The organism is Frankia sp. CeD, from assembly GCF_000732115.1.
GTDB lineage: Bacteria > Actinomycetota > Actinomycetes > Frankiales > Frankiaceae > Frankia > Frankia casuarinae.
On the sequence record NZ_JPGU01000001.1, the window covers coordinates 41,580 to 63,797 of the forward strand.

A 22,218-nucleotide genomic window follows, 5' to 3' on the forward strand; every position below is an offset into this window, starting at 1 on the left:
ACGGNCACCAGTGAGGACGGCTACGTCGGCACCTATGTGATCAACGCCGATACCCGGTTGCGGATCGACGGGGACGCCGCGAAGGTCTCCGACCTCCACCCGGGGGCGACGGTCCGGGTGGGCGCGACGGTCAAGGACGGCACCCGCACGGCGGTGGTCGTCGCCCAGCCCCAGGACTGACCTACCGCCGAGGGCCTATCCCGGCATCGAAGATCACCTGGGGGACGCCTGTCAGCGTGACGGCGGCGTCCCCCCTCCGCCATCCGGCTCGTCCGCAGGAAGCTCCGGACAGCCCTCGCGTTCGAGGTCCGCGGCGCGGACCATGCGACACCGCGGGCACGGTGTCCCCGGCCGCGCCATCGTCTTCAGCCCCTGGCGGGGACGCCGTCCCCGATGTTCCGGACACCGCAGGTACAAGAAGTCGGCCTGAACGGGCATCGATTTCTTCATGGCAGGGGAACCTTTCCGGTTCCACCGCATTCCCGACACTTGATGTTGGCGTCACCGTCGAAAAGACCGTCCTCGTCCGATTCCGCCTGCGGGCGCGTCTGATACTGCGTGCCGTTGCAGGACGAGCAGGTCATCAGGCCTAGGCTGAGCCGCTCGTCGGGCGGCCGAAAATACCGACTGGATCTTTTTCGTTGTCTCGCCACGCGATCAAGGGTGCACGCTCCATCACAGCCTGTCCAGACGCATCCACCACCAGGGCGTCATCCGGGAGACAGGCGCACCGTACTCATCCCATCCATCACTCGTCCGGCTACTTTGCCTACATTTTGACCCCCGGGCCGGCGCCATGGTGAGCGGCGGGAGCGACTGGACGACCGCGACCTCGTCGAAGCGGCCGTGTGCCTCGCCAACGGCGAGCGCAGGAGTGCTCCTGCTGGTCTCATACGATGACCGACTGATTCGTCGAGGCAGGCAGGCCGTCGTGCCGCGGTGGCCTGTCCCGGCACCGCGATCGGCGCGCAGTCCGTGGCCACCCGGAGAAGGACGAGGGATGGATGATCAATAATGCTGCCCACGTACGGACCAACCGTGCCCGCTGGAACGAGATCNCTGACGACTACCAGCGACTGAACGCCCCGCAGATCCGCCGGCAGGTGTTCACCGGCGACATCTCCTGGGGGCTATGGGCCGTTCCGGAATCACGGCTCGGCGTGCTCGGTGAGGTCACCGGACGGGACATCCTGGAGATGGGCTGCGGGGGCGGCCAGTGGTCGAGCGCGCTGGTCCGGCGGGGGGGCCGACCGATCGGCTTGGACCTCTCCGAACGGCAGCTGCACCACAGCAGACAGCTCGCCGCGGAGACCGGGCTGTCCTTCCCCCTGATCCAGGCGAGTGCTGAGGCGGTGCCCTTCGCCGACGACTCGTTCGACATCGTCTTCGCCGACCACGGCGCCTTCTCCTTCGCGGACCCCTTCCGGGCCGTGCCGGAAGCCGCACGCGTGCTGCGCCCCGGCGGCCTGCTCGCCTTCAGCCACGTCAGCCCGATCTACGAGATCACCGTGGCGCCGGGCCGGGACGCCCCTGGCAGTCGCCTGACCCGCGACTACTTCGGGCTGCGTTTGCTGGCCGAGGCCGACGGCCTGGTCAGCGCCAACCTTCCCTACGGCACCTGGATCAGGCTCTTCCGGGACAACGACCTCGTCATCGAAGATCTTCTGGANCCCCGCCCGGCACCGCCGGCATCCGACAGTCACAGCGAGGAACCGGCACCCGCCCAGCCCGAACGCGGCGACAAGGCATGGGCGCGCCGCTGGCCCTCCGAATGCATCTGGCGGCTACGCAAGCCGACGCGGTGAAGGCATCGGCCTCGTGACGACCACGCTGACTGGCGACGCCGCCCCGCACGCCGCTCTGCTGACGGGCATGGCGGATCTCGCCCGCCGGCTCCGACCGGGCGGCCGGGAGACTCCCGTCGTGCTGTCGCACCACGGTGAACGGCTGATCGTGCGCCACGGTGACGTCGTGCTCAAGGCCCACCCGCCCGGATCCGGCCCACAGCCGCCCGCGGCCCGGCTCCGGCTCGTGGCCACATCCTGCTGTCCCCGCTGCCGTCCCCGCTACCCCAGCCGTCCCCGCTACCCCAGCCGTCCCCGCTACCCCACGCCACCCCTACCGGTCTGGACGGGCTTGCCGTCCGGGTCCACGACCGATGGGTGAGTGCCTGGCCGCGATGGGTGAGTGCCTGGCCGGCCGGAGGGCCGGCCGGAGCTCAGGACAGCGCGAGCAACGCGCCGAGGGTGAAGCCGACCGCGGCGAGCCACACGAGGGTGGGCAGAGCGCGCAGCCAGCTCGCCACGGGCGAGTGGCCGGCGTGACGCTGGGCCGGAACCTGGGCGGAGTCCGCCCCCGCCGGGACGGGGCTGGGATCGATGCGGCCCTGGCCGCCCTGGCCGGCCAGCATGGTCGCCAGATTCCCGACGTCCGGGTCGTCGGGCGCGGCGGGCGGGCGCCGCGGCGTGGGACTGACCGGGGCCAGGACGACCGTCGGCCCGTTCGCCGCGCCGAGGTGCACCTGCACCTCGCCGTCGTTCAGGGCGATGCTGCCGGTCCGGGCGCCGTCCACCCAGATGCCGTTGGAACTGACGTCCCGGGCGAGCCACCCGGCATCGCCGCGGGGCTCCAGCAGGACGTGACGCCGAGACACCCGGCCGTCCGCGATGACGACATCGCAGTCACGGCCCCGGCCGACGACGTGACTGCGGTCGGCGGACAGCACGCTCTGGCCGGACGGGACGGTGATCCGCAGCCCTGTCGGGTCCACTGTTTCTCCTCCTGGGAGGATCCGGCTCCTGCCGAGATCCGGGCGATCGGGGCGCGGGGGTCAGGCGGGGAAGATCGCGTTGTCGCGGACGGTGACGGCGACCGGCGGCAGCGGCTGTTTCGCCGGCCCCGCGACGGGTTCCCCGGTACGGGTGTCGAAGGCGCTGCCGTGGCACGGGCAGAGGATGCGGCCCTTCGCGATCGCGTTCACCGAGCAGCCCTGATGGGTGCAGACGGTGGAGAAACCCTGGATCGTGCCGGCGGCATTCCTCGTGAGCACCAGGCCGGCGTCGCCGAGGATGAGACCGCCGTCGGCAGGCACCTCGTCGNCCCGGGNGNGGGGCGCCGCGCCGCCGGCCTGGCCACCGCCGTTACCCGCGCCCGAACCGTCGCCACCCGCGCGGGTCCCGCCCGCGGTTGCCTGCCGTGGTTTCGGATCGGCCGCGTCGCTGCTGCTGGCGACGACATACCCGACGGCACCCGCGGCGACGGTGACCGCGATGCCGGGGACCACGAGGCGCCGCGTCGGTGCTTCCTGCGTCATGACTTTTTCCTCGGGATCCTGTTCAGACGTGCGGAATACCGGACCGGGTGAAAAACCACAGTGAAGCCGTCAACCAGATTGCGACCAGGGAAACGAGAACCGTCGAGCCGAGGACGGGCAGTACCCACCCCGGTAACCCGCTAGTCCGTAGGCTGATCATCTTTGCCGCGTAGGCCCCGTAAAAGGCGCAACCCAGGAGGCTGTGGAGAAGCACCCGGGTGCCATCGCTGGCAAAGCCCAGCGCCCAGATGCAGTGGAAGGCCACCGGCAGGGTGAGGACGAACGCGGTCGTCCCGCTCCATCGGTGCAGCGGACCGGCCCAGCTCGGCGCCGGGCCCGCGCCGGGCAGCCGTCCCCACATCCACAGTGCCGTGGCCAGCTGAACGAATAGCAGAACGGCGGCGGCCGTCGTCAGCCANGCCTTCATCGGCAGCATGCCAGAGAAACCGAGGGTGAACAGCGGCCGCCCGGCCGGTTCGTGAACCCTCGCGTACACACCGGTCGACACCGCGACGGCGGCACCGACCAACAAAGTAACGCCTAATGCCGCACCCGCACTCGTCTGCCGTTCGGCCCGGTCCGTGCCGGCTGCCATACCGCCCCCCGTCCCCTGAGACACCCTTGCTGCGCGAACTATGCCGGAAAGAGCGCGGGCGCGTCCAGAGCCGTCGGCGAGATGACATCGTCAGTGGAATGACGATGCCGCCGGCCGGATAACGGGTGGGTTGGAGCAGGGCCGGCGTCAGGGGCGGAGACGGGCCCGCACCGCTCGGCGGAGTTCGTCGGTCGCGTCGACGACGACGCGGCGCAGGAGCGGGTCGAGACGGTCGCGGGCCAGCAGGGCGTCCGCCTCCCGCACCGTCCCCACGGACACGGCGAACTGCGGATAGGCGTGGGTGGCGATCTGCCGGGCGGCGTGCGGGGATCGCCGGGCCGCCATCGCCGGCATCTGCTCGAAGTAGCGGGAGACGTACCCGTCGGTGAGATCCGCCTGCTCGGGCTGCCAGAAACCCTCGGCCGTCGCGGCGACCAGCCGGGCGGACATCGTGTCGTCGTCCACGATCATCCGCCAGGCCCGGGCTTTCGCCTCGGGATCGGCAACGGCGGCGCGGGCCCGCGCCGCATGCTCGGCGGCCCGGGCGCTGCGATCACGCCGGCTCTCGGCCGCGATCTCCCCCTCCCCGGCCCGCCCGAGTACGACCAGCCGGTGCAGCAGAGTCCAGCGTAGTTCCGGGTCGATGACCAGTCCGGCCGGCACGTCCGTCCCGGCGAGCCACGCCGCCAGCGTTCCCGCCTGCGCCGGTCCGCTACACCCGATGACCCCGCGGGCGGCGGAGAGCTGATGACCGCCTCCCGGTGCTGCGGCCGCGAAGGCCCGCGCGCAGGCGGCGTGGAGCGCCTGCGCCGCCGCCGGTCGCGCCGACGGCGCGAGATAGCGGTTCAGCACGGTGGCCCGGGCGAAACGCAGGGCGTCCTCGAAGACGGCGATCTCGGTCTCCCGGGGCAGCGCACCCGCGGCGAGCGTCAGATAGTCGGCGGCGGGCCATTCGGCGTCCCGGGTCGCGTCGGCCGCGGCCGCCCAGATGATCGCCCTGGCAAGCGGATCGGCCGTCCGCGGCAGGACAGTGGGCAAAGCGGCGAGGTCGGCCGGGACGAAACGGATCTTGGCGTAGGTCAGGTCGCCGTCGTTGACCAGCAGCAGGCGTCCCGCCTCGCTCCCGACCAGTGACGCGATCCCGGTGCGCCCGCCCGGCGCCGCCGGATCGATGTCCACCTCCACCCGGCGGAGCAGCACGATCGGCCCGGTCGGCTCCGTCGGATTGGTCGGCTCCGTCGGATTGGTCGGCTCCATCGGCTCGGTCTGCTCCGCCGGGCCGTAGACGCCGATGCCGATGCGGTGCGGACGCAGCGTCGGGTGCGTCGGCGGTGCCGTCTGGACCACTGCGACCTGGGCGAGGCGGCCGTCGGAGCCGATCGTGATCTCGGGGCGCAGCGTGTTGACCTGTGCGTGGCGCAGCCACACCTCGGCCCAGCCGGCGAGGTCCCGGCCGCTCTCCGTGGTCAGCGCGGCGAGCAGGTCGGCCAGGGACGCGTTGGCGAAGGCGTGCTGGGCGAAGTACGTCCGCAGCCCGGTCAGGAAGGCGCCGTCGCCCACCCAGGCGACCAGCTGCCGCAGGGCCGACGCTCCCTTGGCGTAGGAGATGCCGTCAAAGTTCAGCAGGGCGAGTGCGGTGTCGGGGACGTCGGCCGGGGCCACCGGGTGCGTCGACGGCCGCTGGTCGGCGGCGTAGCCCCAGCTCTTGCGACCGACGGCGAAGCTGGTCCACGCCCCGGTGAACCGCGTCGCCTCGGCGGTCACCCGATAGCCCATGTACTCGGCGAACGACTCGTTCAGCCACAGGTCGTCCCACCAGCGCATGGTGACCAGATCACCGAACCACATGTGGGCCATCTCGTGGGCGATGACGACGGCACGCAGCTCCCGTTCGGCCTCGGTCACCGCCGAGCGGAACACGAACTCGTCCCGGAAGGTCACGCACCCCGGGTTTTCCATCGCGCCGGCATTGAACTCGGGCACGAACGCCTGATCGTAGGTCCCGAACGGGTACCGGCTCGCGAACAGCTCGTGGTAGCGGTCCAGGCAGGCCCGGGTGACGCCGAAGATCTCCGCCGCGTCGGCGTCGAGGTACGGCGCGAGTGAGCGGCGGCAGAGCAGCCCGAGCGGGATGCCGTCGTGGAAGTCCTCGACGAGGTGGTACGGCCCCGCGACCACCGTCACGAAGTAGGTCGCCAGGGGTGCCGTCTCGGTGAACTCCCACCGCCCCGGCGAGGCCTGCTTCCCGGCACCGTTCGCCCGCACCGTCCAGTCGGGGGGTGCGGCCACGCTCAGGCGCACCGGCGCCTTGAGATCGGGCTGGTCGAAGCAGGCGAACATCCGCTGGGCGTCGTCGAGGAAGGTCTGCGCATACAGGTAGACCTCGCCGTCCTCCGGGTCGGTGAACCGGTGCAGCCCCTCGCCGGTGTTCGAGTACCTCATCGTGGCCGTCACCACGAGCTCGTTCGTCGCGTGCAGCGTCGCGAGGGGGAGCCGGTTGCCGTCGACGGCGGAGGGGTCCAGCGGCTGGCCGTTGAGCCACAGTTGCTGGATGGATACCGGTTTGAGCTCGACGAACGTCGCCGGTGCCGGTTCGCCGTCCGCCGACGAGCCGGCCGTGGCGAGGGAGCCGTCCGTGGCGAGGGAGCCGTCCGTGGGGGGACGGAGGCTGAAGCGCACCCTGGTCGTCGAGCCGAACTCCGTCGACGTGCGAGCCGCGGTCAGGTCGAGCTCGATCTCGTAGCCATCGACGCGGACCAGGCCGGCGCGGGCGAGGGCTTCGTCCCGGGTGAGGCTGTGCATACGGCGAACCTATGAGATGCCTCGCCGCCCGTCCGACGTGGACCTGGTCACCCCCCGATCTTGCCGGGTGGCCCGTCGATGTCAGTGCCCGGAGGCGAGGACAGGGTCGGTGACGCCGTGGGGGCAGGCGAACCGCTCGATGTCCCTACCCGCCCGGTAGGCCCCGGCCCGGTAGGCGCTGTCGTCGAAGTCGAGAACGCCGGCCCGCCGGTCCGGGCCGCGCTCGAGGGCCGCGAGCGGGAGGACGGCACGGATGCGGATGGTCAAGGCGGATCTTGATGCCGAGCGCCGCCAGCGCGTCGAAGGTGCGGCGGTAGAACGACGCTACCGACTGCGCGACCAGGGGAAATGAGATCCTCTCGCCGTCCAGGCGCTGGACGACCAGCTCATGACCGACGAAGTCGAAGTCGATGGTGAAGATCGGGTTTCCGTCGACCTGGCCCATCGGACGCGTCGTCAGTCCACGGCCGGTCAGCTGGAGGGGAAGATGTCACGGGTTCAGCACCGGTCAGGCCGGCCGCGGCAGTCCGGGACGATGACCCGGCGAATCTCGATCTCTCCATCGCCGAACGACTTGAGGACCACCGAGTGCCGGAGCGCCTCGGCGACGAGCGGGACCTCAGCGAGCACCGAGTCGGGGGGCTTGCCCATCATCAGGTAGTCGACATCACGCCAGCCGTGGGGGAACCGGCCGCGCACCTGAGGGTCGAGGTCCAGCTTGTAGAACCACACCGGCAGCGGCCGGCGCCCGGCGATCGTGAGGTCGGTCCAGGCGATGTCGTCGGTGATAACGATGCCCTCCGGGGGAACGTTCGCGAGGAACCATCGGGTCGCCTCCCGGCTCGGGGCACTCGCGTCCTGGGTGAGCGCGGTGCGAATTTTCGGTGTCCAGTCCGGGATCACCGTCGCGGCGGCCACGGACAGGGCCACCAGGACCACGAGGCAGCGCAGGCCATTGACGATCATGGCCGCGGTCGCCCCCACCCCCGCCCCGGGCCCCGACCCCGGCCCGGCATGATGCGGCGGACCGCGTCGCGGCCGTGCTCCACTCGGCAGGACGGCGTCGAGCAACCCTGCCACGCACAACGCGGCGAACGGGAGCATCGCGGTGACGTAGGGGTTGGGCAGGTAGCCGTTGCGGAAGACGAAGGCAAACTGCAGCAGCAGTAGTCCGGCGACGACCCGCAGCCGCCGCAGGGCGAGCAGGGGAACCGCGGCCGCAATACCGGCGAGGACCAGGTAGGGATCGAGATCGAGCCAGGACCGCACGACATGGTAGGTGTCACTGCCGGTGTCGAGCACGCTGCCGCTCGGGGCCCGGTCGAACAGCTGCCATCTGATCGCCCATTCCAGCGAGACGTGGCCGGGCCCCTCGAACAGCTCGTTCTTCGCGGCCGCATACAGGATGTAGATGCCGCACACGCCGATCAGGCAGCCCATGAAGTTGCGCCGCACGAATCGCCAGTTACGAGGATCACGNTTCTGCCGGAGCAGTACGTACAACCCCGGGAGGAAGAGCAGGACGGTTTCCTTCGACCAGAACGCGAAGGCCATGAAGATCCCGGCGAACGCCGCCGCCGCGACACTGCGTCGCGGCGACGCCGCGCACACCAGGGCGGCGAGCAGCCACATCACGGCGATGTTGTCGAGGAACGCCATCCGCTGATACCACAGGGCGAGCGGTGAAAGCGAGAAGACGAGCAGGGCCAGGCCGGCGAAGAACCGTCGTAGGCCGAGGAGCCGGCCGAACCGGTACAGCAGCACGCAGCTCACCAGATGCACGCCGAACATGAGCTCGCGGGCCGCGGTGACCGCCGTCGGCGCCCGGTTGAAACCATCAGTGATCTTCGTGTAGATGGCAATCAACAGCCATCCGCCGAACGGATGGTCATACCAGTACGTGTAATGCGCGATCCGGTTCCAGTACTGCATCGAATAAGCCTGGGCGGCATACGTGCCCTCGTCGTCGGTGACGCGGCCCGGCCAGCCGTCGAAATTGTAACCGTGCAGCACCGCCACCACCGTCAGGAGCACGGCGAGCAGGAGCAGGCTGCGGCGGCGGACGCCGACCCAGCCGACCAGTCGGCCGGTGAGCTCCCCGGCCCGGGCTGCGATCCAGGTCACGGCGGTCTGCGGGCCGAGCGGTCGGGGGTACGGGTTCGCGGCGTCGGGTGCGGTCACGACGCCGCCTCCAGCTCGAAGCGGCCGGAGCCGGTGCTGTGGTGGGCCCCGGAGTGGGAGGTCTTCTCCCACTCGACCCGGCCACGCAGCAACCGGGCCGTGGCGCGCACCGCGGCGGCGGAGAGCGCGAGCTGGTACAGCGGGGCGCAGAGCACGAGCCGCACGCTGTCCCAGCGACGCAGATCGAGCCCGTACGCCTCGGCGAACTCGCGGAACGCCGCCTGCTCGGAGAAAACCGTCATGACGGTCGCACCGAACGGAAGCCAGAAGACGATGACCAGACCGGTCGGCGCCGCCAGAAACAACGTGAGGACCAGCGACACCGGCAGCAGGACGCCGGCGAGTGCCTGGAAGAACGGCATCGTGAGCATCTCCACCGCCATGATGCGCTGACGTGCTCCCGGCAGCGCCCGCCAGTCCCCCTTGAAGAGGACCTGCATGAACCCCATCATCCAGCGGGTGCGCTGGATGATGAGTTTCGTGAGGCTTTCCGGGGTCTCCTCCCGGGTCGTCAGATCCGGATGGTAGAAGACCGCGGTCGGGATTCCGGCGGCCGAAGCCCGCACCCCGAGGTCACAGTCCTCGGTGAGGCAGGAGACGTCCCACCCACCGAGCCTTTCCAGCACCGTTCGCCGAATGAACACCGTGTTGCCGCCGAGTGGGATGAAACGCGCGCGCGCCTGGAAACGCAGCCGCGACATGAACCAGATGTAGTATTCGAGGCAGTTGCGGGCCCGCCACCAGGAGGTGCCCGCGTCCAACCAGTGGAGGAACGCCCGTATCGGTGAGTGGTCCGCGGCGCGCCGCCACGCCGTGGCACGCGCGTTCATGAGCTGCACGCCGCCCTGAAAGATGCCGACGTCGGCGTGGCGCAGGGCCAGCGTGTTCACGTAACGCAGGAGTCCCCCGGCGAGCAGGGACTCCGCGTCGACGACGCCGACCAGGTCGCCGGTGCAGTGCCGGCGGGCGTCCTCCAGGGACAGGGGNTTACTACGCCGGCTGCCTTCGGGCGCGACGACCCGCACGTTGGAATGCCGGCCGGCGATCTCCTCGGCGACCCGTCGGGTCTCCTGGTCGACCTCGTCATACGACACCATCACGACCAGTTCCACCAGGTCGCCGGGGTAGTCGCCGGCAAGGATCTGGGTCAGGGTCCGCCCGAGCACCGGCTCGTCGCGGGCGGGGACGATGAGGGAGAAGCGGTTGCGGGGCGCGAGGTTGCCGGTCAGGTCCACGTGATGCACCCGCTCGGGACGCTGCCAGCTGTACTGGCCGCGCACGAGGGTCAGGCTGGCGACCAGCAGCATCAGCAACGAGACGATCGTCCATGCGGCGAGTAGCACGACGTGGTGATGCTCGGCCGCACGCACCCCCAGCGTCACCGCGAGGGGCACGCTGACCAGCGCCCACACCCAGCGCCGCCGGCGGCTGGCGCCGGGGATCGACCCGCGGGTCCGCGCCCGGAGCCGACCGGACAGGACCAGGCCGCCGGTCACCGCCGCCACCGCGCCCAGTACCACGGCGAACGGCTGGCCCAGGCGCGGACCGCCGTACGAGACCAGCCTGATGTCCGGCGAACCGGCGAACATGTAGACGTACCAGCCGCCCGACTCGCACGCGAGCCGGGCGAGCCACGGGATCCGCCGGCCCCGGCCACCCCGGCCGAACATCCGAGGCAGGACGACCGCGAGTGCGCCGGGCAAGAGGTAAGACATGCTCCCGTCCAGACCGACCAACGCGGACAACACGAGGGCCGACGTGGTGTGCAGGGCGGCCCCCAACCCCGCGGCCCACCACCCCGCGGCCGCTACCATCCACAGCCGAGGTGAGCGTCGGGGCACGCGGGGATCTCGGTGCGCATGGGCATGCCGACGCGCGCCGCGGGGGAGCGCCCGCGCACGCGGGACTTCGGAATCAGAATCGGATGTCACCTGTACCTGCCTGAAAGGGGTGGGCACGGAGCACCGCGGGCGGGCGACACCGCGGCGGGTCCGGTCCCCGGCCTGGNTGGNAGGNCAGTTCGCCGCGACGAGCTTCGGGAGGNCGGCCACGTACTCGGCGACCGTGGTGTCGGCGAATTAGCTCCTCGCCATTCCCTTGTAGTTCGTCGTCGGCGTGGAATACGCCAAGGTGCCGCCGGCAAGCATGATCCGCCTGTCGGGGAGCTGCGCATGCCCGGAACAGAACAGCCGGATGAGGACCCCACCGGCGCCGAGGTGTACGCCGTCACCGGCGGGNGGGNTACGAAANCGCACCNGACACCCCNTCCTCCNACGGCCTTCCGTGGGACGGCGACACCGCCCGCTCAGACACCGCCCGCTCAGACACCGCCCGTCGCCGGTACACCAGCCGATCCACCACCAGGTATCGGACGATCACCGCGGCGGCCAGGGACATCAGGGTCGAGATGCCGACGCCGAGATGCCATCGCCCGACCAGCACCGCGAGCAGTGGCAGCCGAATGACCAGATCGAGATTGTTGATGAGCGCGAACGCCNGATAGCGACGCAGCCGGGAACCCGTCTCCCGATCCCAGACCAGGAGCTCGCAGCCGAGGAAGTTCCAGCCGACGGCGATCTGGGTCGCGACGATCGCCGCGACCAGGTAGTGCAAGCCGACGTGGTGAAGCACGGCGGTGCCAAGCAGGTTCGGCACCGTCCCGGACGCCCCGACCAGGGCGAACCGCGCGGGCTTCGGAACCCGCAACGCGAACAGCCGCCGGGCGAAGCGGGCGCCTTCGGTCAGCGAGGCGTTGGAGGTCCCGGCGTGCCGCTCGGCGAAGGCGTACCCGATCTCGCGGACGCGCAGCCGTCCGGACGCGACGAGCAGCTCCAGCAGGATCTTGTAGCCGTCCGGTCGCAGGCCGGCCCGGTCCACGACGGCGACCCGTACCAGGAAGAAGCCGCTCATCACGTCCGAGACGCCGCGCAGCCGACGGGGGAAGACCCACCGACACAACCGGTTCGACCCCGTCGAGACCAGGTGCCGCATGCTTCCAGCGAGCCCCGATGCGCTGCCGCCGGACACGTACCGGCTGCCGATCACCACATCGGCGGCATGTTCCACGGCGGTGCCGAGCAGCGCCGGGATGGTCTCCGGCGGATGCTGGAGGTCCCCATCGATGATCACCGCATAGGGCGCGGCACAGAGCGCGAAGCCCTCGCTGACCGCGCCCCCCAGCCCGCCGACCCGCTGGGCCGGGGTCCGGTGGTGCACCCGTACCGGTAACCGCACCGAGGGGCGGACGCGCGCGATGACCTCGGGCGTTCCGTCGTCGGAGTCGTCAACGAAGATTACTTCTCCGGACAGGCCGTGCAGCGCCTCGTCGAGGCGCCGCAGCAGCGGTTCGACGTTGCGCGCCTCGTTGCGGGTGGGTATCACGACCGACACCTGTGGCCCGACGTCCAGCCGGGAACCGACCGGTTCCGCGGCCGAACCGCCCGTCCGCTCGGGACGCTCCAGCGGGTGGCGGGGATGCGGCAGAACGGGCAGACGGAGCAGGCCCGTGCGGTCGTCCGGTCTGCCCGCCGGCCCGGTCCGGCTCCCCTGCTCGGTCCTACTCGCTTGATCGGTCCTACTCGCTTGATCGGTCCTGCCCCCCTGATCGGTCGAGGTCATCGGATCCCCCCGGGGCCACAGACCCGCGAAACGCGAGTCAACGCCGAGATAATCCCGATCCGTCGAATTCCGGACAATACAGCGCAACATTCACGCGGCCACATTCCTGTGGTGATCATAACGAATTTCCCCCAGAGGCAGCGGAACAAGAGAAGCCTCGGATCGAGCCATCTACCGGCACCCCATGCCCGATCCGGGCCCTACGGTCATAAGGCCGGGCGAAAAATTACCGCAGGTCGTCAGCCGGCGGGGGCGGGTGACCACCAGGAACACTCCGAGACACGGCCTCCCCGCTAAGCCGGGTGCGCCGTGCCACACCGCACTCCACCGGCATGCTTTCCGACACTTCCGGGCAACCCGGTTGGCCGGTACCGTCCGGCCCTATAATTCAGAAATCACCGATCAACATCCCCGCATAGGGCCACAAGTCCCGGCCCCACGGAGCGGTACATCGCGACAACACGTGGAACCACCCCGGCCGGGTTGACGACAGTCACGACCGCAGAACCCCGCGCCCATAGACTTCCCAGCCATAAACCCCAGGGAGCACGGTGTCAGACCAGCCTCGCAAGAGCAGAGCGGACAGGGGGCACGTTCGCCTCAACCAACGGGATCTCCACGCCCTCGAATGGATCTTCGATATGCGGGCCGCCTTCGAGTCGGACATCTCGGAGATTCTCGGCCCGGAACACCCGATCTCCAAGAACGCGGCCCGCGCCGTCGTGAAGCGCTGGGAGAACGCCGGAGTCGCCTCCGCCGATCCCGTACTCGCCGGCCAGGGCCGGCTCGTACGGCTCACCGCCGAGGGCACCCGGCTGGTCAGTTCGATGGAGCTGGAATCCGACGGGGCGGCGACGAGCGCGGCGGGGGCCGTGCGCCACGCCATGGTCGCCCGCGCCCGGCTGCGGATCGAGAACGCCGGGGNGGGCGGGNCGCGGGTGCTGGCCTGGATCAGCGAGCGACAGTGGCGGCACGAAAACGAGGCCGCCCTGCACACCGGGTCGCACGTTCCCGACGGATTCGTCCGCCTCGATGGCGGGATGACGGGAGTCGTGCAGGTCGGCCATACCCGGGTGGAGGTCGCCCGGCTCCGGCCACTGATCGCGAAGCTCGCCCGTCACCATCCCGTCGTCGTACTCGCCGTTCCCCGGGGAGAGCTGGCCGGCAACCCGGCCGGCCCCGCCGCGGTCACCGACGACGGCGACGGCCTGCCGGCGACGGTCTTCACCGTGGAGATCTGACTTCGCTTCTGACGTCACTGTGGAGATCTGAGCCCGGCGAGACGCTCGGCGAGCAACTCGGCGAGATGCCGCCCGCGCCGGGCGGCGACGTGTTCGGCCTGGGTCCGGCAGGAGAATCCGTCGGCGAGCAGCACGGTGCCCGCGGGAGCCGAGGCGATCGCCGGGCCCAGGGTACGGGCAGCGATCGCCATCGACACGTCGTAGTGCCCGGCCTCCATACCGAAGTTGCCGGCCAGGCCGCAGCAGCCAGCGAGGACGTCGACGTCCGCGCCGGCCGCCGCCAGCAGGCCGCGGTCGGCGGCGAATCCCATGACCGCGTGCTGGTGGCAGTGCGGCTGGGCAAGGACGCGCACCCCGTCGAGACGCGGCGGAGTCCAGCCGATGGTGTCGGCGAGCAGCTCGGCGAGGGTACGCACCGCACCGGCGACCAGCGCGGCTGCGGGGTCGCCCGCGAGCAGCTCGACGAGGTCGCCGCGCAGCACCGCCGTGCAAGACGGTTCCAGGCCGACGATCGGCGTCCCGGCCCGGGCGTACGGCGCGAGGCAGTCGACGGTCGCTCGCAACCGGTGGCGCGCACCGTCGAGCTGGCCGGTGGTGATCCAGGTGAGACCACAGCACGCGGGGCCCGGCGGCACGATCACCCGGTAGCCGGCGTCCGCCAGAACTGCCACGGCGGCCCGGCCGACTTCGGGGGAGAACGCCTCCGTGAACGTGTCGATCCACAGCACCACCTCCCGGCTGTGGGCCTCNCGCCGGTGGATCGCCCGCCCGTCGGCCGCTTGCCCGTCAGCCGGCCGCCCGTCAGCCAAGTACCCGTCGGCCGGGTACCCGTTTCCCAGGTCCGAGCCGCTTCCCAGGTCCGAGCCGCCGTGCTCGCGCCACCAGCGGCTGAACGGTTGCCTGGCGAAGGCCGGCACCTCGCGGCGCGCGTCCATGCCCCCCATCCGCAGCAGCAGCCGTCGCACCGCCGGTCCGGCCAGCACCGCGTTGACCAGGCGTGGCGCCCGCCCGGCGACCCGGGCCCATCGGGGCAACCAGCCGAGCACGTAATGGCTGACCGGCCGGAGTCGATGCCGGTAGGCGCGGAACAGCACCTCGGACTTGTACGTCGCCATGTCCACCCCGGCCGCGCAGTCGCGCGCGCACGCCTTGCACGACAGGCACAGGTCGAGCACCTCGGCCACCTCCGGGGCCCGGGCGCCCCCGGCACCTCCGCGGACCAGCGAGCCGTTCGCCATCTCCTGCAGCACCCTGGCCCGGCCGCGGGTGGAATCCTTCTCGTCGCGCGTCGCGAGGTACGACGGGCACATGAAGCCGCCTGCCGCCGGCGTGTCGGCCCGGCAGGTGCCCAGCCCGACGCAGCGGTGGACGGCCCGCCCGAACTCCCCCGCGTCGGCGGTGAAGGCGAATCCGCCGATAGTGGGCAGCGGGCGAGCCGCCGGCAGGCGCAGGTCGGCGTCGATCGGCCTCGGCCGGACCAGCACACCCGGGTTGAGAAGATCGTCCGGGTCGAACAGGGCCTTGAAACCGGCGAAGACGCCGAGCGCGGCCGGCGAGTACATCCTGGCCAGCAGCTCACCGCGGGCCCGGCCGTCCCCGTGCTCACCGGATATCGAGCCGCCGTAGGAGGCGACCAGGTCGGCGGCCTCGGTCAGGAACGGGCGCAGGCGCCCCGGGGCCTCCGCCAACGGTAGATCAATCCGGATGTGCACGCAGCCGTCCCCGAAGTGTCCGTACGGCACCCCGTCGATCCGGTGCGCGCGCAGCAGGTCTTCGAAGTCACGCAGGTAGGCTCCCAGGCGCTGCGGCGGCACGGCCGCGTCCTCCCAGCCGGGCCAGGCTGGTTCCCCCGCCGCGCTCCGCCCGGCGAGACCCGCGCCGTCCTCGCGGATCCGCCAGAGGGCGCGGGTCTGCGGGCCGGTGGGCAGCACCCGGGTGGCCCTCGTGCCCGCGGCGGTCGCCAACGCCCAGCCGGCCGCGAGCGCCTCCGCCGGGCTCGCCCCACCGACCTCGACGAACAGCCAGCCGGTGCCGGCGGGAAGCTCCGGTACGGCCCGCGGTCCCCGGTGCCGGCGCACGATGTCGACCAGGCGCGCGTCCATGCCCTCCACCGCCAGCGGAGCGTGCGGGAACAGCAGCGGCACGGCGTCCGCGGCGGCCGGCATGTCCGGATAGCCCAGCACGACCATCGCGGTCGCGGCCGGCCGGGGGACGAGGCGGACGGTCGCCCCGAGCACGACCACACAGGTGCCCTCGGAGCCCACCAGGGCCTTCGCCAGGTCGCCGCCGCGTTCGGGCAGCAGGTGCTCCAGCGAGTAGCCGGAGACCTGGCGGGGGAACCTGCCGAGTTCGGTGCGCAGGACCGCCAGGTTGGCCCGGACGAGGTCGTCGAGCCCGGGGACTGCCGGATACCCGGGGACTGCCGGATACCCAGAGCCACCCGATCGCCCGGAGCCACCCGGGCCGACCCGTAGTCGACGTCCCGTGCCGTCGAGCACGTCGAGATCGACGATGTTGTCGGCGGTCCGGCCGTAGGCGATCGCCCGTGCGCCGCAGGCGTTGTTGCCGATCATGCCGCCGATGGTGCAGCGGGCATGGGTGGAGGGATCCGGACCGAATCGCAGCCCGTGCCGGCCGGCCGCCTCCTGGAGGCTGTCCAGGATGACCCCGGGCTGCACGCTCGCGGTGCGGGCGGCCGGGTCCAGGGAGATGATGCGGTGCAGGTGGCGGCTGAGATCCATCACCACCCCGGGGCCCACGGCGTTGCCCGCGATGGAGGTGCCCGCGCCCCGGGTGGTCAGCGGGGTCGCGGTGGACCGGCAAACTGCCGCGATCGCCAGGATGTCCCCGACCTCCCGGGGGAACACCACAACCGCGGGCGGCACCCGGTAGTTCGAGGCGTCGGAGGAGTACTCGGCCCGGCGCCGGGCCGAGGCGTCGACCATGGGCCGGACCACTCGATCATGATCTACACCGGTGCCGGCGACCATCGATCCGGCCGTGGTCGGTCGCTCCCCGAGCGCCGCCCGCAGCATCTGGACCAGCTCCGCCCGGTCCCCGGCCCCTGTTCCGGCCCCGGCCCGATCCCCGGGACGCCGAAACTGTCGGCGAAACCGTTGGACCCGCACGCGACGCTGCTCCCGCTGCACCCCACCATCCTCGCCACGGGCCGGGCCGGCCGCACCGGATCGACCTGCCACTGTGGATCTTCAATGAGATCGCCCTCCCGGAACCCGGGCACGGCACGGTCGGTGGCCTCCTTCGGCCGCTCACTGAGCCTTTTCAAAGTTAGCTTTCCTAAATCTCTTCCTCGGTGAGAATGAATGCGGCGAGGGCGAACTTCCCGACACGGCGGGGNCAGCCGCGGNAGCGGTCGAAGATGTGCCAGTTCTTCAGGATCGCGAAGCCGCGCTCGCCTCTGGCGCGGGNGGCGGCGNGGGCACGGTTGATCTCCTTTAGCTGATCGGACAGGTCGCCGCCGGGTGGCTTCTTGTACGGAACGAGGAGGTGGTCTCCTTCGCCGCCGACATATCCCTTGTCGGCGAAGAGGTGGAGCTCCGAGCGGTCGATCACGTGGAGGATGTCGTGCATGCGGGCGGCGGTGAGGTCGTGGACGCTGCCGGGAAGCCCCTCGGAGATCCAGATCATCCTGCCGTAGGGGTCGGTGAGGCCCTGGAGGTTGATGCCGTGGTACTTGTGCTTGCCCGAGTAGTACAGCTTGTTGTGTGCCCGGACACGGGTGGTGCGCACGACCGTTCCGTCGAGGATGAGGAAGTTGCTCTGCGTCCACGCGAACGTCCACACCGCCGCGAGGCGGCTACGGCCGCGGGTGGCCAGCAGATCGACGGCCTCGCGCACGTAGTTGTAGACCGTCCCGACACTGACGCCGAAGCCTTCGGCGAGTCGCTCGTAGGTGTCGCCGTTGCGTAGGTGCGCGAGCACGAGGAGTGCCTGCCCGTGTGGGGACAGCTTGCGCCACGTCTGGCGCTGAGCGCGGTCGTCGGCCAGCAATGTCGAGGCCCAGGAACGAGCGGAAGCGCAGGCCATACGACCTAAGCCGCACAAGCTGGCGGTGAAAACGCGGTTGCACGACGCGGTCAATGAGCCTTTCCCGGCAACGGGTCGTCGCACTGGGTAGCCGTAACGGACTGTGATGGTCTGGCGGGTGGGGTCGGGCCGGGAGACAAGGCGGCGCGGGGTCTCGGTAGGAAGTGTCCTTCCACAGATCACTTCACCGAAGGACCCCGCGTCCCGCATGAGTTTCACATACACCGCCGAGCTGCCCTTCGGCGATCACACCGTCTTCCGCCTGGCCGGACTGTTGGTCGCGGAGCGTCAGCGTCGTGGTACCCGTAACGGCACTCGCACGCTGTCCGCGCTGGAGCAGGCCGTGATGGCCCTGCGCTGGTTCTGTGACGGCACGCGGACCCGCCCGCCCCTCAACGATCATGGAGTGTCCCGCTCAGTGGGCTACCGCTACCTGCACGAGGGCGTCGCCGTGCTGGCCTGGCAGGCCCCTGACCTGCGCGAGGCGTTGATGCGGGCCAGGATCGCAGGCTATCGCCATCTGATCGTCGATGGCACGGTCATCGAGACCGACCGGCTGCGCGTGCCTGGTCCGAGCGAGGGCGTGGACCTGTGGTGGTCCGGCAAGATCTCCGATCACGGTGGCAACGTCCAAATCCTGTCGACCCCCGACGACGGCTGGCCGCTGTGGGTCTCGGAGGTGCCCCCCGGCCGCGAACACGACTCGACCGCTCTGCGCGCCTCCGGCGCGCCGCCGATCCTGGAAGAGGAGTGGACCGCCGACCTACACGAGGTGCTGTTCGACCTCGGTTACGAAGGGTTGGGCGGCCCGGCCGGGCCGCCCACGCTCGCCCGCAAGAAGCCCACGGCTCCTACCCAGAGAGTCACACAAGCCTACCACCAGCAAAATCAGTGGCCGGGTACCGCGCGGTCGGCGGCCTCGGCAGAGTGCTCGGAGATGCCGACCATGCCGGCGATCCTGGCCTGCTTCGGCCGAGTCGACCCCCGCGGCCGGCGCTCCGCCCGGCCCGACCGCGGCGCGAGCTTCAGCCGCGTGTTCAGTTCGCCACGCGCCTGAACGAAGAGCGTCTGGTAGATCGTCTCGTGCGACACGCGCATCTCCGGATCATCCGGGAAATCCTTCTTCAGCCGATTAGACACCTGTTCCGGCGAGAAGTCGGCCGACAGCCGTTCGGCCACCGCGTCGTGCAGCCGGACGTGAGTTTCCAGCTTGAACGCCTTCGGTCGCCGCCGCCGCTCGTCGGCGCGTTTCTGCGCGTCCGCGGCGCGGTATCCGGCATTGCCGCCGTTGCGCGCGACCTCACGGCTGATCACCGACTGGTTTCGGTCCAGCCGGGCCGCGATCATCCGGTGTGACAGTCCCTCGGCCAAGCCCCTGGAGATCGCCTCCCGCTCCTCCAAGGTCAACTCGACGCCGCGCACTCAGCCCTCCGATCAGTGGATCATCTTTCTACCAGCACTGATGCTCTGATCATCTGAGACCGCCCCGGGTGGCCGTGGTGGGTACACACCGGTACCGGTCGGGTCTTGGTGACGCCGGGTGGGTGGTTGCCGAAGCGGTGTTGCCGCCGGGGCATCGTGGGCGCCATCCGGTACGTGGCTACGTGGCCCGCAACGGGATCGCGTGGCGGGCGCTGCCGGCGGGCTTCCCGGCGTGGCGGGCGGTCTGCGGCTTCTTCGACCGGTGGAAGAACTAAGGGCGTGACCGCCAGGGCCCAGGGCGCGTCGCGGGGCGGACCCGGCCCGCGGGGGTCGTGGACCATCCTGAAGACCACCGTCGAGACCACCCGGGAGAACCCCGGCCGGAAAACCTCCGGGGCCCTGCCGGGACGAGGGGTGGTCGAACGCACCCTCGCCTGGCTTACCGCCCACCGGCGGCTTGCCCACGGCTATGGACGTCATCCCGCCGCCTCCGAATCGTTCATCAACGGGCTCGTGCGCGCTGGTCCGCGCTAGTCGTAGCTCTTCCGGCCGGTAGGACTTGCCGCCCTTCCAAAAACGTTACGAACGGGCCGGCAAGCCGGCAAGTTTTGTGAATAAATGACTTTTTTGCGCATTCTGCGGATCGGGGCCGGTGGTGAGGGGCCGCCGGCCACAGCGGAANAAACCGCCGGCGGCGTGTCACCGCCGTGGGGCTGGCACGCAGATCGCACAGCGGTGAACGCTGCGAACGAGCCGGCAAGTTTTGTGAATAGACAGCTTTTTGCGCATTCTGCGCAGGCGAGGAGCTGGCCCGCACCGGCGAGCAGCGCTGCCGGGACCGCGACCGCCAGCCCACCCCACACCGGCCTTTTCCGGCGACCGCCCGAACGCGATCTTCCGCAGCACCGCGAGCCCAGCCCGCAGCGCCTCACGCTCGGTCTCCCGCTCAACCAGCCGGCTACCCGAACAGAACCCTCACCACCCACCCAAAGATAGCAATAAGGTGAAGGANCATTATGCTTCCACACGACTTCGCGGATTAAAACGCGGATTAAAACTCAGTAGCGGAAGACCCACGGTCTCGGGAAGCCGGAGACGTTCACTTTTCTGGGGTTCACGTGTCTGNGCGCGACGTCCAAGAAGGGGAACTTCTGGGTGAGGCGCGTCACGGGCAAGAGGCGGATGCGGGCGAAGCTCAAAGAGATCAAGGAGGAACTGAAGCGGCGCCGGCACCAACCCGTCCCGCTCCAAGGGCAGCGGCTACGCAGTGTGGTGGTTGGGCATCTCAACTACTACGCCGTGCGCGGCAACACGGACGCGGTCGCGTCCTTCCGCATCCAGGCGACACGGCACTGGTTCAAGGCGCTTCGCCGACGAAGCCGGCGCACGCGACTGACCTGGGCGCGCATGGGGCGCCATGCCGACTGATGGCTACCACCCGCCCGCCCACGCCACCCGATGCCGAGCGTGCGCTTCGACGCCAGAACCCGAGGCAGGAGCCCAGTGCGGTAATTCCGCACGCTGGGATCGGTGCGGGGGCCTCCGCAAGGACGGTCCCAGTCGTATTCGCAGAGGATCCAGGCTTCTGACCAGCGCCTTTGGGCAATCGGACCGGTCCCTGGTCCGCACCCGAGGTGCACATGCCGCACGGCTTGGACGCCGTACACCGACCACCGCACCGGCCGGACCCTTGTTGACGATGCCGACCCGATCCGGCCCCGGAGAAACTGCGGCAGCACGGCTTGCGGTGGCCTCCTCCCCGGCGTCGTCGTGCCTGCAAGGAGCTATGATCATGGTGCTGCGTGGCAGGGACCTTCGGATCCAGCAGGCTTGAGAGGAGGCGCGATGATTCAGGATCGCGGCCGTTTCGACCTGCCCCTGTACAGCGTCGCCGAGGCGGGCCGGCACCTGGGCGTGCCGACGTCGACTTTCGCGACCTGGGCCTACGGCTACACCCGGCACGCACCGGGCCGCGTCCCGGTCCATGGTGAGCCGATCGTCACCGTGCTGCCCCGTCAGCGCCATGGCACGGCCGTCGTGCCGTTCATCGGGCTTGCCGAGGGGATGATCCTGGCAGCCATCCGAGCCGCTGGGGTGCCGCTACAGCGGATCCGCCCCGCGTTGGCCCGCCTGTCCGAGCAGTTGGGGATCGAGCACGTCCTCGCCTCACGCGCCCTGTACACCGACGGCGCCGAGGTTCTCTACGACTTCGCTGAGAGCCAGGGCGACACGCCCGAAGCACGCGGAGCCCGGGAACTGGTCGTGGTGCGCAACGGGCAGCGGGTGTTCGGGGAGATCGTCGAGTCCTACCTCCGGCTGGTGGAGTTCGCCTCGGACGGCTACCCCCGGCTCATCCGGCTACCGCGGTACGAGCCCGGCTCCGTCATCGTCGATCCCCACCGTGGCTTCGGTCAGCCGATCTTCACTCATGGCGGCGCCCGCGTCGAAGACGCCCTGGGCCGCTTCCACGCCGGCGAACCACTCGCCGAGGTGGCGGAGGAATTCGGCGTGCCTCTCCCTGACCTTGAAGGCGCCGTCCGTGTCGCAAGCAAAATCGCCGCCTGATGACTTGACAGGCCGCGACCCTGCCGGGCTTCCGCATGTCTTCATCGACCGAGGGAGAGGAGAGGACAGAGATACTCCGCGTCCGCGTACCCGGCCGTGGTCATTAGGGGTTCGGGCGGGCGGGCGGGGGCGAGGGTTTGTCGCGCCATTGGTAAAGGTGCCTGGGACGCCCGCGGGACCCGCGGTCCAAGATCATGGTGACGTAGTCGTCCCGCTCGAGATCCTTGAGGTACCGCTGGGCCGTGGACCGGTCCCGGCCGATCTTGTCGGCGATCTGCGCCGTCGAGATCGGCTCGGGCGCCGAGCGCAGCACGGCGACGATCTCCTCCATAATCTGGCGCGAGCGGTACTTGCCGAGGCGGAGGTCTGGCACGGGTGAACTACCTGCGGGGGACCGCGCCGCGGGCTGGTCGGGCGCCGCGGGCTGGTCGGGC

At 70.4% G+C, this 22,218-nt stretch carries 19 protein-coding genes and 4 pseudogenes (1 of these 23 cut by a window edge); 9 read left to right on the plus strand and 14 right to left on the minus strand.

Going from position 1 to position 22,218, the window contains the following annotated elements; genetic code table 11:
• The 3 genes and pseudogenes from CED_RS00140 to CED_RS00150 all read left to right on the plus strand — a co-directional run.
• Nucleotides 1-180, plus strand: a pseudogene (locus CED_RS00140) (hypothetical protein); it begins 339 nt to the left of the window's first position.
• Between the two features lie 824 nt (nt 181-1,004).
• Nucleotides 1,005-1,805 (plus strand): class I SAM-dependent methyltransferase, encoded by an 801-nt coding sequence (locus CED_RS00145; protein WP_035908042.1) that lies wholly within the window; start codon nt 1,005-1,007, stop codon nt 1,803-1,805.
• Between the two features lie 13 nt (nt 1,806-1,818).
• Nucleotides 1,819-2,166, plus strand: coding sequence for a hypothetical protein (locus CED_RS00150; protein ID WP_035908046.1), 348 nt, complete (start codon nt 1,819-1,821; stop codon nt 2,164-2,166).
• A 52-nt stretch (nt 2,167-2,218) separates the two neighbouring features.
• Here the strand turns inward: CED_RS00150 and CED_RS00155 are convergent, their stop codons facing one another.
• From CED_RS00155 to CED_RS00190, 9 genes and pseudogenes are all read right to left on the minus strand, one after another.
• Nucleotides 2,219-2,770, minus strand: a complete 552-nt coding sequence (locus tag CED_RS00155; protein ID WP_011435423.1) for an FHA domain-containing protein — start codon at nt 2,768-2,770, stop codon at nt 2,219-2,221.
• A 60-nt stretch (nt 2,771-2,830) separates the two neighbouring features.
• On the minus strand, nt 2,831-3,313 hold the full coding sequence (locus CED_RS00160) for a Rieske (2Fe-2S) protein (RefSeq protein WP_035908054.1): 483 nt from the start codon (nt 3,311-3,313) through the stop codon (nt 2,831-2,833).
• A gap of 22 nt (nt 3,314-3,335) precedes the next feature.
• The gene (locus tag CED_RS00165) at nt 3,336-3,908 is read right to left on the minus strand and encodes a DUF6529 family protein (RefSeq protein ID WP_011435421.1); all 573 of its coding nucleotides are present in this window, start codon (nt 3,906-3,908) and stop codon (nt 3,336-3,338) included.
• 147 nt (nt 3,909-4,055) lie between these two features.
• On the minus strand, nt 4,056-6,710 hold the full coding sequence (gene pepN / locus CED_RS00170; protein ID WP_035908060.1) for an aminopeptidase N: 2,655 nt from the start codon (nt 6,708-6,710) through the stop codon (nt 4,056-4,058).
• A gap of 81 nt (nt 6,711-6,791) precedes the next feature.
• Entirely contained in the window at nt 6,792-6,977 is a 186-nt protein-coding gene (locus CED_RS24530; RefSeq protein WP_035730953.1) for a hypothetical protein, read from the minus strand.
• A 40-nt stretch (nt 6,978-7,017) separates the two neighbouring features.
• Nucleotides 7,018-7,155: pseudogene (locus CED_RS24895) on the minus strand (DUF5996 family protein); the annotation flags it as partial.
• A 53-nt stretch (nt 7,156-7,208) separates the two neighbouring features.
• Nucleotides 7,209-8,891 (minus strand): 4-amino-4-deoxy-L-arabinose transferase, encoded by a 1,683-nt coding sequence (locus tag CED_RS00180; protein ID WP_035908061.1) that lies wholly within the window; start codon nt 8,889-8,891, stop codon nt 7,209-7,211.
• Nucleotides 8,888-10,606 carry a glycosyltransferase family 2 protein gene (locus CED_RS00185; RefSeq protein ID WP_235186821.1) on the minus strand — a complete coding sequence of 573 codons (1,719 nt, stop codon included), beginning with the start codon at nt 10,604-10,606 and terminating at the stop codon, nt 8,888-8,890. Before CED_RS00185 ends, CED_RS00180 begins: the two co-directional genes overlap by 4 nt.
• 511 nt (nt 10,607-11,117) lie before the next feature.
• Entirely contained in the window at nt 11,118-12,281 is a 1,164-nt protein-coding gene (locus CED_RS00190) for a glycosyltransferase family 2 protein (RefSeq protein WP_235186822.1), read from the minus strand.
• Between the two features lie 779 nt (nt 12,282-13,060).
• On the opposite strand from CED_RS00190, the gene CED_RS00195 reads away from it, so the two are divergent.
• Entirely contained in the window at nt 13,061-13,750 is a 690-nt protein-coding gene (locus tag CED_RS00195; RefSeq protein ID WP_035908062.1) for a hypothetical protein, read from the plus strand.
• A 14-nt stretch (nt 13,751-13,764) separates the two neighbouring features.
• Here CED_RS00195 and CED_RS00200 read toward each other — a convergent pair whose 3' ends face one another.
• The 3 genes and pseudogenes from CED_RS00200 to CED_RS00205 all read right to left on the minus strand — a co-directional run bounded on the left by CED_RS00200 (nt 13,765) and on the right by CED_RS00205 (nt 17,761).
• Nucleotides 13,765-16,785 carry an FAD-binding and (Fe-S)-binding domain-containing protein gene (locus tag CED_RS00200; protein ID WP_011435414.1) on the minus strand — a complete coding sequence of 1,007 codons (3,021 nt, stop codon included), beginning with the start codon at nt 16,783-16,785 and terminating at the stop codon, nt 13,765-13,767.
• A 170-nt stretch (nt 16,786-16,955) separates the two neighbouring features.
• Nucleotides 16,956-17,087, minus strand: a pseudogene (locus CED_RS25915) (IS30 family transposase); the annotation flags it as partial.
• A complete protein-coding gene (locus CED_RS00205; protein ID WP_235186823.1) occupies nt 17,048-17,761 on the minus strand; it encodes a transposase family protein in 714 nt (237 codons plus the stop codon). The pseudogene CED_RS25915 and the gene CED_RS00205, both read right to left, overlap by 40 nt.
• A gap of 526 nt (nt 17,762-18,287) precedes the next feature.
• Between CED_RS00205 and CED_RS24900 the strand changes: the two genes are divergently transcribed.
• Nucleotides 18,288-18,854, plus strand: a complete 567-nt coding sequence (locus CED_RS24900; protein ID WP_023842294.1) for a transposase family protein — start codon at nt 18,288-18,290, stop codon at nt 18,852-18,854.
• Here CED_RS24900 and CED_RS25920 read toward each other — a convergent pair.
• Nucleotides 18,749-19,219 (minus strand): annotated as a pseudogene (locus tag CED_RS25920) (transposase); the annotation flags it as partial. The gene CED_RS24900 and the pseudogene CED_RS25920 sit on opposite strands and share 106 nt — an antisense overlap.
• A gap of 77 nt (nt 19,220-19,296) precedes the next feature.
• Between CED_RS25920 and CED_RS00220 the strand changes: the two are divergent.
• From CED_RS00220 to CED_RS00235, 4 genes are all read left to right on the plus strand, one after another.
• Nucleotides 19,297-19,494, plus strand: a complete 198-nt coding sequence (locus CED_RS00220) for a transposase (RefSeq protein WP_160172355.1) — start codon at nt 19,297-19,299, stop codon at nt 19,492-19,494.
• A gap of 4 nt (nt 19,495-19,498) precedes the next feature.
• On the plus strand, nt 19,499-19,753 hold the full coding sequence (locus tag CED_RS00225) for a hypothetical protein (RefSeq protein ID WP_035908066.1): 255 nt from the start codon (nt 19,499-19,501) through the stop codon (nt 19,751-19,753).
• Between the two features lie 621 nt (nt 19,754-20,374).
• A complete protein-coding gene (locus tag CED_RS24535) occupies nt 20,375-20,647 on the plus strand; it encodes a hypothetical protein (RefSeq protein WP_011435409.1) in 273 nt (90 codons plus the stop codon).
• A gap of 417 nt (nt 20,648-21,064) precedes the next feature.
• On the plus strand, nt 21,065-21,784 hold the full coding sequence (locus CED_RS00235; protein ID WP_011435407.1) for a hypothetical protein: 720 nt from the start codon (nt 21,065-21,067) through the stop codon (nt 21,782-21,784).
• Nucleotides 21,785-21,887: 103 nt separating this feature from the next.
• On the opposite strand, the gene CED_RS00240 is transcribed toward CED_RS00235, so the two are convergent.
• The coding region (locus CED_RS00240) for a helix-turn-helix domain-containing protein (protein WP_235186824.1) at nt 21,888-22,218 on the minus strand (331 nt) is incomplete at its 5' end.

Bases quoted from the DNA above. Each gene is read 5' to 3' on its own strand.
- pepN (WP_035908060.1), bottom strand. From the start codon at position 6,710: ATGCACAGCCTCACCCGGGACGAAGCCCTCGCCCGCGCCGGCCTGGTC.
- CED_RS24900 (WP_023842294.1), top strand. From the start codon at position 18,288: ATGCGGGCCAGGATCGCAGGCTATCGCCATCTGATCGTCGATGGCACG.
- CED_RS00235 (WP_011435407.1), top strand. From the start codon at position 21,065: ATGATTCAGGATCGCGGCCGTTTCGACCTGCCCCTGTACAGCGTCGCC.